We start from the raw sequence: 12458 nt of genomic DNA on the forward strand, positions 1-12458 counted from the left end.
AGTGTACTGAGCGATCGCTTAGGATCGTTGCGTGACTCCCACCGAGGAACCAGGCCCCGATGGGGCGGGCCCAGATGTGACGGGCAGAGACGCAACGGGCACGGGCGCGTCCATGTGGGCCGATGTCGCTCCCGGGGCGTCCCGGCGGCTGCTGCTGTCGGCGGTGGACTCGTTCGCCGAGCTCGGTTACCACGGCACCTCGACGCGCCATATCGCCGCCGGTGCCGGGATGAGCGCGGGCGCCCTGTACGTCCATTACAGGACCAAGGCCGATCTCCTCTTCCAGATCGCGCTGACCGTCCACGAGTCGGTTCTGGCCGCGCTCGGGCAGGCACTCGCGGACGCCGCCGGGCCCGGTCACGGCCCGCGTGTGCGCGCGCTCATCTACGCCTTCGCCCGCTGGCACGCCCGGCACCATCTGGCCGCCCGCGTGATCCAGAACGAGTTGGGTGCGCTGGGGCCCGAGCATGCCGCGGAGATCGCCGGGCTGCGCCGTACCGTACGGGCCCTGATCCGCGACGAGGTCCGGGCCGGGGCGGCGGCGGGGGAGTTCGACGTCGCCGACGTCGAGGGCACCGCCCGCGCGCTGGCCTCGCTGGCCATCGACGTCTGCCGCTGGTACCGGCCGGAAGGCCCCCGTACACCCGACGAGATCGGCGCGCTGTACGCGCACCTGGCGCTGCGCATGCTCCAGGGGAGTGACGCCGGCCGGTGACTAGCGGGCGGTCAGTCCCACCAGAACGACCACCAGGTCTTGCCGCGGATCTCCTCCGCGTAGCCGGCGAGGGTGCCCGGGCCTTGGAACAGGATGTCGGGGCAGAACGCCCAGTGCTCGGCCGCCACGTGGACGGCGTGCCGGGTCGTCACCGGGGGAGCGGCCACGCTCAGTTCGAGGGTGTTGAAGCCCAGGCCGATGACGCGCGCCCCGAAACGGTCCTCCCAGCTGCGGACGACCGCCGCCAGGGGTGCGGCCCACTCGTTGTGGTTGAGCGCGCCTTGCCAGCCCATCGCGGCCAGGGCGTCGGCGCCCCGATCCACGGCGGCCAGGCCGAGGGACATCTCCCGGCGAGCGAGCACCCGCGCATGCCGGTCGGCCAGCTCGCCGGGGTCGTGCATCAGTGTGCCGACGGCCGCGGGCCCGGGGCAGTGCAGCCCGAACGGGGCCAGGTCGTCGGCGTCGTCCTCGGTGGCCTGCTCGGACCAGTCGGCCCACACCTCGTACATGAACGCGCCGGGCGCGTAGTTGGCGATGTCGGTGACGGGCTCGGGCGCCACCTGCCCGGCCGCCCAGGGCTGGTCGGTCTCGTCCAGCAGCACCGGCCAGAGCCCCGACCGGGGATGCTCGGCCCGGACCTGGGCCCACAGCTCGCCGGTGACCGGCTCGTCGCTGACCCAGAACGCGGGGCGGCGCACCGCCTGGTGCTGGGGGTAGCCGGGATCCGGCCACACCACGTCCCCGTCGGGCAGCCCGACCGACAGCGTCCGCTCGACGGACCCGTCGGCGAACAGCCGTGGAAGGTGGCCCGGCAGATCGTGCCGCAGCTCTAGATCGTCCATCTCCCGCCGTTCCGGTACAGATCATGCCAACAGGGATCTTGGCACTCCGGGAGATGTTAACGGCGACGGCCCGGCCCGGGGGACGTCACGCCGGGTTGCCTATGGGCGACCGCCGGGCCGCCGGTCACCGCCGGGCCGGCGATCAGCCGTTCCGGCGCCTGCGCACCAGGTAGTCCACCGCCAGGGCCAGCATCCCGGCGCCGGTCAGCGCACTGATCACGATCTGGTACCAGGTGCCGTTGGCCAGCACGCCGATGGTGACGTTGACGAGCAGGAGCACGGTGAACAGCGTCCAGCGCTTGCCGTTGTCCATGGATTGCCTTTCGTTCGGTTCAGCTGGGATCGGTTGATCGGTTGATCTGGGGTCAGAGGGTGTCGGTGAGGGCCCGGCGCAGGAGGAGGCGTGCGGGGAGCATGGTCGCGGCGGTGCCTGAGCCCGCGATGAAGAGCAGGACGAGCGCCGCTTGCAGGGGCGGTACGGACGGCAGGGGAAGACCGGTGACGGCGGTGGCGAAGGACATCAGCGTGATGGCGGCGATCAGGGCTCCCGCGGCCAGTCCGGTGCCGAGGACGATGGCCGCCTCCAGCCGGACCGCCCGCAGTACCTGCCGCCGGGTCGCGCCCGCCGCCCGCAGCAGCGTCAGCTCGCGGCCCCGGCCGGCGGTCGCCAGCGCCAGCGTGGTGACCAGCCCGATGACGATGAAGCCGAAGATGGCCGCGACGACCACGTAGCTCATGAAGCTCTGCAGCCGCAGCTCCTGGGACAGGTGCGCACCGAAGGCGTCGGCCGTCACGACGCGGGCTCCGGCGTAGCGGGCCGCGACCGAGCGCAGGTCGGCGTCGCCGGCGACGAGGACGTGGTCGTCCAGCGTGGACGAGGCGTGCGCGGCGACCAGGTCGCGGGGGAGCAGCACGTCGCCGAGGCCGAGTCCGCGCTCGTAGATCGCGACCACGCGCGGCCTGATCCGGGTGCCGTCGCCGAGCCACAGCGGCTTGATGGCGCCCACCTCGGTACCGCCCGCCACGTCCCGGCTGAGCGCGACCGCCGTGCCGCGCAGATCGGCCAGCCGGCCGGAGACGACACCCGGGTCGGTCGTACGGTCCAGGCCCTCGGTGCTCACGCCACGGGCGGGCAGTGACCGCAGTTGCTTGTCGCCGAGTTCGCTGACCGCCATGACGACCGTCGTGCGCTTGACGGCGGTCGCCGCCGTCACGCCCGGCGCGTTCCGTACGACCCGTACGGCCTCCGCGGGCAGTCCGGGACCGGACGACATCAGCACCTGCCCGGCGCGGGTCGCCTCGCGGGCCTGGACGTCCGTCGCCCGCATGAGCGTGGACTGGACGAACAGCTGCGTTCCCGCGAACGCCACGGCCAAGGCCACCAGCGTCAGGATCGCGCCCGCGCGCATCGCCGTCGCCCCCGCCGCGTGCGCGGCCAGGTGACCCATTCGCGGGTCCAGGCGGCGTACGGCGCCGCCGAGCGTCCGGGCGCCGAAACGCGCGATCACCGGGCCGAGGAACGCGGTCGCCACGATCAGCGAAACGACCAGGCCACCGATCGAGGCGGCCGCCGTGGAGCCCGAGGTGAACGAGGACACGCCCAGCGCGTTCGCCCCCAGCACCAGGAAGACCACGCCGGTGGCCTTGCGCCAGCCGGGCAGCTCGGCGCGTTCGGCGGCCGCCTCGCCGAGTGCCTGGATCGGACGGATCCGCGCCAGGCGCAGCGACGCCAGGAGCGAGGACAGCACCGCCGCCAGCAGCACGACCAGGAACGCGGCGAGCGCGGGCGCCGGGCTCAGGGACAGGCCGAAGCCGTCCAGAAGTACCCCTTTGCGGGCCATCGCCGTGTGCATCACGGCGCCGAGGAGCAGGGAGAGCGGACCGCCGATGAGGCCCGCCGTGACGGCCGTCCGGGCGTTCTCCCGGACGATCGCGGCGCGGACCTGCCCGGACGTCATGCCGATCGCGCGGAGCAGCGCGAACTCCCGGGCGCGCTCGCGGATCGTCAGCGCGATCAGCCCGCCCACCACGACCAGGGCCGTCAGCACCGCCACGCCGCCGAAGGAGGCCGCCATCTCGATGACGCCGGGCCTGGCGGCCGCCACGTCCAGGTTCTCGGCGTCGCCGCGCTCGTCGCCGGTCGCCACCTTCAGGCCCGGCGCGGCCTTGCGCAGCTCTCCCTCGTCCAGTTCCCGGTCGGCGAAGACCAGGAGCGCGTCGGCGCGGTCGGGTGTCTGCGCGAAGTAGCCGCGGGACGTGACCAGGCCGGTCACCAGGTACGGACGAGGAGCACCGTCGATCTGAAGTCTCGTCCACGCGCCGACCTCGATCCCGGCGGAGCGGGGGAGGGCGACCTCGTGCGGTGCCCGTGGCCCGCGGCCGGAGCGCAGGTCGGCCAGCGGGCTCCAGTTGTGGCCGGTGAGGGACGCTCCGCCGACCGGCATGACGGGGAACGACACGTCCGCGACCACGGCCTCCACACCGGGGACCCGCTTGAGCCGTTCCGCGGCGTCGACCGGTACGCGGGCCCGTTCCGTCGTGGGACGGCGCTGCGTCTCGGGCTTGGACCCGGGCGACTTGATGCGCGTCGACACCGTCTGAGGGGCACTGACGACGGCCGCAGCCGACGCGTACCGTTCGACCGGCGCATGGACCCGCAGCGCCGACTCCAGCAGCACCCCGCACGAACCGACCAGCACGGCGGCGAACGCCAGCGCCACGAAAACGCCGTGCCGCGCCTTCACACTCCTGGGATGCGTTCGAGGACGCGGTTCGAGTCTCACCTGGTCGAACGTAGATCCGCGGCCGGCCGCGCACATGGGCGTGCACTCCCGGATCCATGGTGTAGCCAGGCCCGCGCCGAGGCCCTCGAAGCCCACGCCGCCGAGCTGCTCGCGGGCGGCGCCGGAGGAATCGGCTACCTCCTCAAGGACCGGGTCGGCCGCGTCGAGGAGTTCCTGGACGCCCTCCAGCGCGTCGCCGCCGGCGGCACCGCGCTGGACCCCGAGGTCGTCGCCCAGCTCATGACGAGCCGCCACGACCCGTTGCGGACCCTCACGCCGCGCGAGCGCGAGGTCCTGGGACTGATGGCGCAGGGCTTGGACAACGCCACCATCGCCACCACGCTCGTCCTCACCGAGCGTTCGGTGAGCAAGCACATCGGCGCCGTCTTCACCAAGCTCGGGCTCCCGCAGTCCGACTCCGGGCACCGCCGGGTCCTGGCGGTCCTCGCCTACCTCAACTCCTGACCAGGCCCCCGACCGGCAGCTGCCCGACTCGCGGCTCTTGTCACCGGTCGTGTTCTGTGTCACTTTTGCGGAGCCTCTTCGTGATCAAGGAGCGTCCATGCCGCGTACCGGTCTGCGCCGTCTGGGGACCGTGTCGGTCCTGCTCGCCGCCACCCTCTCGCCCGTCACCTCGTCGGCCGTCGCCGATGGACGCGGTGGGAACGATCTCCGCGGCGGGAAGGGGATGTCGGCGACGATCCGCTACACCGAGTACGGGATCCCGCACATCGTCGCCCACGACTACACGGGCCTGGGATTCGGTACGGGCTACGCGGCCGCCAAGGACAACCTGTGCGTGCTCGCCCAGGGCATGGTGACGCTGCACGGGGAACGTTCCCGGTACTTCGGGCCGCAGGCCGCGCCGGACGGATCCCTGTCCTCGGCCGGGACGAACCTGGCCAGCGACATGTTCTTCACCGCGATCAACGACAGCAGGGTCGTCGAGCGGCTGGCCGAGCGTCCAGCGCCGTACGGTCCCAGCCGCGAGGTCCGCGAGCTGGGCCGCGGCTGGGCGGCCGGCTACAACAAGTACCTGCGCGAAGAGAAGATCTCGGACCCGGCGTGCAAGGGCGCCCCGTGGGTGCGTCCCATCACCGAGCTGGACGTGTCGCGGCGCGGGTACGCGCTGGCGATGCTCGGCGGTTCCGGCCGGATGGCCGACCAGCTGGCCACGTCCAAGCCCCCCGCCGCCGCTGATCAGAAGCAGCCGCAGCAGGCCCAGAAGATCGACACGGCGAAGGTCGCCGCCGAGGCGCGCGCGCTCACGGCCGGGGCCGACATGGGCAGCAACGCGATCGCCGTGGGACGCGGCGCGACCGCCGACGGGCGCGGATTGCTCCTGGGCAACCCGCACTATCCCTGGCAGGGCGGCCGCCGCTTCTGGCAGATGCACCAGACCATTCCCGGCAAGCTGAACGTCAGCGGCGGCGCCCTCCTCGGCTCGACGTCGGTGTCCATCGGGCACACCGGCACGATGGCCTGGAGCCACACCGTCGCCACGGGCGTCCCGTTCACGGTGTCCCAGCTCCAGCTGGTGCCCGGCGACCCGACCTCGTACGTGGTGGACGGCCGCACGGAGAAGATGACGCAGCGGCGCATCACCGTTCAGGCCAAGCAGCCCGACGGTTCGGTGAAGCCGGTCGAGGGGACGCAGTGGCGGACCCGGTACGGCCCCGTCGTCACGTCGCTGGGCTCCGTCCCGCTGCCCTGGACGGGCCAGAACGCCTACGCGCTGAACGACCCCAACGCCGCCAACCTGCGGATCGCCAACACTTCGCTGGAGCTGGGCAAGGCCAGGACGACCGACGACGTGATTCGCGCGCTCAAGCGCACCCAGGGCATGCCGTGGGTCAACACCCTGGCCGCCGACTCGCGCGGCAAGGCCGTCTACGCGCAGATCCAGGTGCTGCCCAACGTCACGAACGACTTCGCCGCGACCTGTAACACCCCGATGGGCAAGGCCGTCTTCGCGGCGTCCGGCGTAGCGATCCTGGACGGCGCCAAGTCGTCCTGTACTCCGGGCAGGGCCTCGGGCACGTTGCAGTCCGGCATCCTCTCCCCGGACCGCTACCCGGTGCTGGAACGGCGCGACTACGTCACCAACTCCAACGACAGCCACTGGCTCACCAACCCGGACCGGCCGCTGGAGGGCTTCGACCGCATCATCGGCAACGAGCGGACCGCCCGTTCCCTGCGGACGCGCAGCGGGCTGGTCGCGGTGGAGGACCAGCTGAAGAAGGGCGAGTTCACCCGCAAGGCCATGCAGGACCTGGTGTTCGCCAACCGCAACCACGCCGGCGAGCTGGCCGGGGACGACACCGTCGCGATGTGCCGCCAGATGCAACTCGGCAAGGCCTGCGAGGTCCTGGACCGCTGGGACCGTACGAACAATGTCGACAGCCGGGGTGCGCTGCTGTTCGACCGCTACTGGCGCAAGGCCGCCGGCGCGCAGGACCTGTGGCGCGTCCCGTTCGACGCCTCCGACGCGGTGAACACTCCGCGCGGCCTCAACACCGGCTCGGCCACGGTCCGCAAGGCCCTGACCGACGCCATCGCCGAGCTCGCGTCGTCCGGGATCCCGCTCGACGGGAAGCTGGGCGACCACCAGTACGTGACCCGCAACGGCGAGCGGATCCCGATCGGCGGCGGTACGGAGTCGCAGGGCATCCTCAACAAGATCGAGGCCACCTGGACCCCCGGCAAGGGCTACACCGAGGTCGCCCACGGCTCCAGCTACGTCCAGGTGGTCGCGTTCGGCCGCGGCCACTGCCCCGACACCCGGACGCTGCTGACCTACTCGCAGTCCTCCGACCCGACCTCCCCGCACCACGCCGACCAGACCCGCCTGTTCGCCCGGAACGGGTGGGTCACCGAACGCTTCTGCGAGCAGGACATCCGTCGTTCGCCAGAGCTGAAGATCGTCAGGCTTCGCGGCCGGTAGCGTGCGGGGCCATGCCGTCCAGGAGGTAGACCAGGCCCTGGTCGAACGCGGCGTCCCAGTCGTTGCCGCTGGGATGGCCGTGTTCGGCGAGGCTCGGATACAGGTCACGGTCGCGGCGCAGTAGCTCGTCGGCGGCCGCGCGCTCCGCGCCCTCGTCCCCGCCGTCCCGCATGAGCGCGGCGCCGATGACGTAGTTGGACAGCGCGTAGGCGGCGGCGACGAGCCGCGGGCCCTGGAAGCCCGCGCCCTTGAGCGTGGCGTGCATGAACTCGGTCCGCGCCAGCACGTTCGGGCCGAGCAGCGGGCGGTTCAGCAGCGCCGCCGACCACGGGTGGCGCAGCATCGCGGCCCGCCATTCGCCGAGCAGCGCGGTGATGCCCTCCCGCCAGCCCCGGCCGGGGTTGTGCTCGGAACCGTGCTCGGCGCTGTGCTCCGGGATGCGGGCCTCGCCGAAGATCGCGTCCAGCGCCAGGTCGAGGACGTCGTCCTTGGTCTTGACGTGCCAGTACAGGGTCGTGGACCCGGTACCGAGCCGCTCGGCGAGGCGGCGCATGGTCAGGCGCTCGTACCCCTCCTCGTCCAGGAAGGCCACCGCCGCCTCCACGATGCGGTCGCGGGTCAGCGGCGGGGTCCCGCGCCGGGGACGGTCTTCTCGTAGCCACACGCTCATGGGCGGATCCTAGAGTCTTCTAGTACGTTGGTCGAGTCACCGGATCAATGGTCCAGTCCGAGTCCCGCGAGTGGGTGGGCGCGTCGGCGGGAGGAAGCGTGGGGCATGTCGAAGTCAGCCGCCTGACCTACGCGCTGCCCGACGGGCGGCCGCTACTGGACGACGTGTCGTTCCGCATCGGCGAGGGCGTGAAGGCCGCCCTCGTCGGGCCGAACGGGGCCGGGAAGACCACGCTGCTGCGGCTCATCGCGGGTGACCTGCGCGCCATCGACGGCGTGGTGACGAGTACGGGCGGGCTGGGCATGATGCGGCAGTTCATCGGGAGCGTCCGGGACGGCAGGAGCGTGCACGACCTGCTGCTCTCGGTGGCTCCCGAACGGGTCCGTACAGCCGCCGAGCGGCTTGCCGCCGCCGAACGGGAACTGGCCGACGACGAGAGAACGCAACTGGCCTACGCGCAGGCCATCGCGGACTACGGCGACGCGGGCGGTTACGACATCGAGGTCGTCTGGGACACCTGCGCCATGGCCTCCCTGGGACTGCCCTACGACGAGGTGAAGGGACGCGAGGTCACGACCCTGTCCGGGGGCGAGCAGAAACGGCTCGTACTGGAAGCGCTGCTGCGCGGCCCCGACGCGGTACTGCTGCTGGACGAGCCCGACAACTACCTGGACGTGCCGGGCAAGCGATGGCTCGCGGAACGACTGAGGGGTGTCAGCAAGACCGTCCTGCTGGTCTCCCATGACCGGCAGCTTCTCGCCGACGTCGCCGACCGCATCGTGACGGTGGAGTCGGGCGACGTGTGGGTTCACGGCGGCGGGTACGCGGGCTACGCTCAGGCCCGGCGCGAACGCACCGACCGGCTGCACGAGCTGCGCCGCCGCTGGGACGATGAGCACGCCAGGCTCAGGCGGCTCGTCCACACACTGCGCCAGCGGGCCACCAACAATGACGCGGTGGCCTCGTCCTATCAGGCGGCCCGTACGAGGCTGAAACGGTACGAGGAGGCAGGCCCTCCGCGTAGCGCGCCCAAGGAACAGAACGTCCGGATGAGACTCCGTGGCGGCCGTACGGGCAAGCGCGCGCTGGTGTGCGAGTCGCTGGAGCTGACCGGTCTGCTGCGGCCCTTCGACACCGAGATCTGGTACGGGGAGCGCGTGGCGATCCTCGGCTCCAACGGGACGGGCAAGTCGTCGTTCCTACGGCTGCTGGCGGGGGAGCCCGTTCCGCATTCGGGGACCGTACGGCTGGGAGCGCGCGTCGTCCCGGGATACTTCGTCCAGACGCACAGCAGGCCCGACCTGCATGGGCGGACCCTGGCCGAGATCGTGATGAGCGAGCACGCCCTCGTTCGCAACGACGCCATGGCGGCGCTCGCGCGCTACGAGCTGGCGCCCGCCGGAGCGCGCCCGTTCGAGACCCTCTCCGGTGGCCAGCAGGCGCGGTTGCAGATCCTGCTGCTGGAGCTGTCGGGCGCGACCCTGCTGCTCCTGGACGAGCCCACCGACAACCTCGATCTGGCCAGTGCCGAGGCCCTCCAGCAAGGACTGGAGGGCTTCGCGGGCACCGTCCTGGCGGTCACGCACGACCGATGGTTCGCCGCCGACTTCGACCGCTACCTCGTCTGCGGAACGGACGGCCGCGTCCGCGAGTCCGGCGAGCCGGTGCACGACGCGGTTTGATCTTTTTGGGCGGGTGCGGGCAGGGTGAGCGGTATGGATCTGCACGACTGGCCTGGTCATGAGCTCACCGACGCCGAACTCGACGTCGCGTACAACGTACGAGCCAAGGCGGGGGACGAGCTGTTCCCCCGCCACATGGCCCGCTACCGCGAGATGTCGGACGCGGCGGTCGACGGCCTGCCCGGCCGTCCCGGCATCGTGTACGACGACGCGAGCGGCGAGGCGCTGGACGTGTGGGGCATCGAGAACATTCGGGGTGGCGAGAGCACAGGTGGCGAGAGCACCGGAGGCGAGGGCGGGCGGCTCCGGCCGGTGTTCGTGTTCGTCCACGGCGGCTACTGGCGGGCGCTCTCGCGGGCCGACTCGGCGTTCATGGCCCGGATGCTGGACGGCGACGGCGTGGCCACGGTCGTCCCCGACTACACGCTCGCGCCGGAGGCGACGCTTGAGGAGATCGTCCGGCAGGTCCGGGCATCGATCGCCTGGGTGTACCGGAACGGCCGCGAGTACGGCCTCGATCCGGATCGGATCGTGGTCGGCGGCAGTTCGGCGGGCGGCCACCTGACCGGGATGACCATGGTCGGCGGCTGGCAGGACGCGCTCGGCCTGCCGGCGGACGTCGTCAAGGCGGCGATGCCGTTCAGCGGGCTCTTCGACCTCCGCCCGCTGCAGCGGGTCTACGTCAACGAGTGGCTCGGCCTGGACGTGGAGCGCGCGGCGGCGATGAGCCCGGAGCTCCTGCCGGCTGGGCACCGCTGCCCCGCCGTGGTCACGGTGGCCGAGCACGACGGCACCGGATTCCTGGGGCAGTCCCGCCGCTTCCACCGCCACTGGGGCGGCTCCGCGGAGCTGATGGTCGTACCGGGACGCGACCACTTCGACGTGGTCCTGGACCTGGCCGACCCGGCCTCCCAGGTGAGCCAGGCTCTGCTCGGCCTCATCCGCTCAGTCTGAGTCCGCCGGATCTGAAGGTTCCACAGGGCCTGAAGGTTCCACAGGGCCTGAAGCCGCTGCAGCGACACTGCCCGAGGGGCCGCGTCCGTCCGCGATCTGTGCCGACAGCTCGGCCGCCTGCTCCTGCAGGTGGTCGAGCATCAGCCGTGCCGAGGGCGTCGGCGGGCGGCGGGCGGGCAGGGTGACGCCGACCGGGCGCCGTACCGGGTCCAGCGACACCGGCAGCGGCGCGATCCCGGCGCCCGCGCGCGCCACCAGCTCGGGCAGCGCCGCGATCGTGTCGGTGTCGTGGACGAGGGTCCGCACGGTCAGGATCGAGGTGCATTCGACCAGGTCGGTGGGCAGGGGCAGGTCCCGGTCGCGGAAGACCTGCTCCAGCTCCTGCCGGAGCGCGGTGCGTTGCAGCGGCAGGACCCAGGGGTAGTCGAGCAGGTCGGCCAGGCACAGGTCCGGCCGTGTCCGGGCGGGGTGGCCGGCGCGGGCGACCAGCCGTACGGGCTCACTGTAGAGGTCGATCTGGCGCAGCTCGGGGGCGTCCTCGATCGGGTTGAGCCGGCCCAGGACCAGATCGATCTCCCCGTCCATCAGCCGCGGGACCAGCGCGTCGAACGTGGCCTCCTGGACGATCACGGTGATCCCCGGCCGGTCCCGCTTGAGCGCCGCGATCGCGCGCGGCAGCAGCACGTTCGAGCCGGCCAGCAGGGTGCCGATGGTGACCGTGCCGACCGCGCCGTCGGCCAGCCCGGTGATCCGCTCCCCGGCGCGCCGCAGCTCGGCCAGCACGGAGCGGGCGTGCTCGACGAACGCCTCGCCGAACAGCGTCGGCGTCATTCCGCGCGGTCCCCGGGTGAACAGCTCGACGCCGAGGATGTGCTCCACCTCGCGCAGGCTGCGGGTGACCGCCGGCTGGGCGAGCCGCAGATGCTCGGCGGCGCGGAGCACGCTGCCCTGGTCGGCGACGGCCACGACCAGGACCAGATGGCGGAGCTTGAGCCGTCCGTTGAGCAGGTCGATCTCGCGCATAGTGACTTATTATCACAGAATAGACATACCGTGACGGCAGATATGGACGTGATGGTTATGCATCGCTGATCGGTCGCCGCGACGCTATATCCGTCCAGGTATAGCGCGATGGACAAACGTTATTAGTGCGATATGGCACTGTCCGCCTAGTGTTCCGGAACACAGTCCGGCGGAACACAGCGCCGGTGGACTGTCCAGTGAGAGGGCGACACACGTGGGCACGGGTACGGACACTAAGCCGCGGAACCGCGCGGTGGCGGCGAGCTTCGTCGGCACCGCGATCGAGTGGTACGACTTCTTCATCTACAGCACCGCCGCGGCCCTGGTGTACAACGAGTTTCTAGCGGGGAGTTCGGTTCCTTGAGGGGCGGAAGAAATCGCTTGCGGGCTGACCGGGCGTGCCAGCGCCGCCGCCCAGACCAATGCTGGTCGGTCTTGCCATTGAACTCGGTCGGTTCGGTGCCGGACTCGGTAATGTATCGACCGTGAAGCTGGTGGTGCAGGTGAAGCTGCTGCCGACGGCTGAGCAGGCGTCGGCATTGAGCGCGACTCTGCCCGCCTGTAACGCGTTGGCCGACCGGGTGTCGGCGGCCGCGTTCGAGAAGAGGGTGTTCTCCCGTGCCGGGCTGCAAAAGCTGGTCTATGCGGAGTTGAAGGCGGCGGGGTTGTCGGCGCAGCCGGCGTTGCATGTGATCCGTAAGACCGCCGACGCCTACAGCACGCTGCACGCCCAGATCGGCGCCGGGCTGCTGGGTGGTGAGCGGTCCGGGCGGCGCCGCAGGGCCGAGTCCAAGCCGATCACGTTCCGGCCCGATGCGGCCCAGCCGTTCGACGACCGCTGCCTG

At 71.6% G+C, this 12458-nt stretch carries 10 protein-coding genes and 1 pseudogene; 6 read left to right on the top strand and 5 right to left on the bottom strand.

The window, feature by feature from the left end; all coding sequences use genetic code 11:
• The first annotated feature begins 31 nt into the window (after positions 1–31).
• A complete protein-coding gene (locus ACH34Q_RS41250; RefSeq protein ID WP_395988648.1) occupies positions 32–715 on the top strand; it encodes a TetR family transcriptional regulator in 684 nt (227 codons plus the stop codon).
• Between the two features lie 11 nt (positions 716–726).
• Here the strand turns inward: ACH34Q_RS41250 and ACH34Q_RS41255 are convergent, their stop codons facing one another.
• The 3 genes from ACH34Q_RS41255 to ACH34Q_RS41265 all read right to left on the bottom strand — a co-directional run bounded on the left by ACH34Q_RS41255 (position 727) and on the right by ACH34Q_RS41265 (position 4301).
• Positions 727–1557, bottom strand: a complete 831-nt coding sequence (locus ACH34Q_RS41255) for a DUF4253 domain-containing protein (protein ID WP_395988649.1) — start codon at positions 1555–1557, stop codon at positions 727–729.
• A 142-nt stretch (positions 1558–1699) separates the two neighbouring features.
• Entirely contained in the window at positions 1700–1870 is a 171-nt protein-coding gene (locus tag ACH34Q_RS41260) for a hypothetical protein (protein ID WP_395988650.1), read from the bottom strand.
• Between the two features lie 52 nt (positions 1871–1922).
• The gene (locus ACH34Q_RS41265; protein ID WP_395988651.1) at positions 1923–4301 is read right to left on the bottom strand and encodes an FtsX-like permease family protein; all 2379 of its coding nucleotides are present in this window, start codon (positions 4299–4301) and stop codon (positions 1923–1925) included.
• Between the two features lie 9 nt (positions 4302–4310).
• Between ACH34Q_RS41265 and ACH34Q_RS41270 the strand changes: the two genes are divergently transcribed.
• Positions 4311–4805, top strand: coding sequence for a response regulator transcription factor (locus ACH34Q_RS41270; RefSeq protein ID WP_395988652.1), 495 nt, complete (start codon positions 4311–4313; stop codon positions 4803–4805).
• A gap of 97 nt (positions 4806–4902) precedes the next feature.
• Entirely contained in the window at positions 4903–7284 is a 2382-nt protein-coding gene (locus tag ACH34Q_RS41275) for a penicillin acylase family protein (protein WP_395988653.1), read from the top strand.
• On the opposite strand, the gene ACH34Q_RS41280 is transcribed toward ACH34Q_RS41275, so the two are convergent.
• Positions 7265–7954 carry a TetR/AcrR family transcriptional regulator gene (locus tag ACH34Q_RS41280; RefSeq protein WP_395988654.1) on the bottom strand — a complete coding sequence of 230 codons (690 nt, stop codon included), beginning with the start codon at positions 7952–7954 and terminating at the stop codon, positions 7265–7267. The genes ACH34Q_RS41275 and ACH34Q_RS41280 overlap by 20 nt on opposite strands.
• Before the next feature lie 98 nt (positions 7955–8052).
• Between ACH34Q_RS41280 and ACH34Q_RS41285 the strand changes: the two genes are divergently transcribed.
• A complete protein-coding gene (locus ACH34Q_RS41285) occupies positions 8053–9636 on the top strand; it encodes an ABC-F family ATP-binding cassette domain-containing protein (RefSeq protein WP_395988655.1) in 1584 nt (527 codons plus the stop codon).
• 33 nt (positions 9637–9669) lie between these two features.
• Positions 9670–10590: an alpha/beta hydrolase gene (locus ACH34Q_RS41290; RefSeq protein ID WP_395988656.1), complete on the top strand. Its 921-nt coding sequence runs from the start codon at positions 9670–9672 to the stop codon at positions 10588–10590.
• Here ACH34Q_RS41290 and ACH34Q_RS41295 read toward each other — a convergent pair.
• On the bottom strand, positions 10582–11613 hold the full coding sequence (locus ACH34Q_RS41295) for a LysR substrate-binding domain-containing protein (RefSeq protein ID WP_395988657.1): 1032 nt from the start codon (positions 11611–11613) through the stop codon (positions 10582–10584). The two genes, ACH34Q_RS41290 and ACH34Q_RS41295, sit on opposite strands and share 9 nt — an antisense overlap.
• A 485-nt stretch (positions 11614–12098) precedes the next feature.
• On the opposite strand from ACH34Q_RS41295, the pseudogene ACH34Q_RS41300 reads away from it, so the two are divergent.
• Positions 12099–12458: pseudogene (locus tag ACH34Q_RS41300) on the top strand (RNA-guided endonuclease TnpB family protein); the annotation flags it as partial.

The organism is Actinomadura sp. 9N407 (assembly GCF_044326315.1).
Taxonomy (GTDB): Bacteria; Actinomycetota; Actinomycetes; order Streptosporangiales; family Streptosporangiaceae; genus Spirillospora.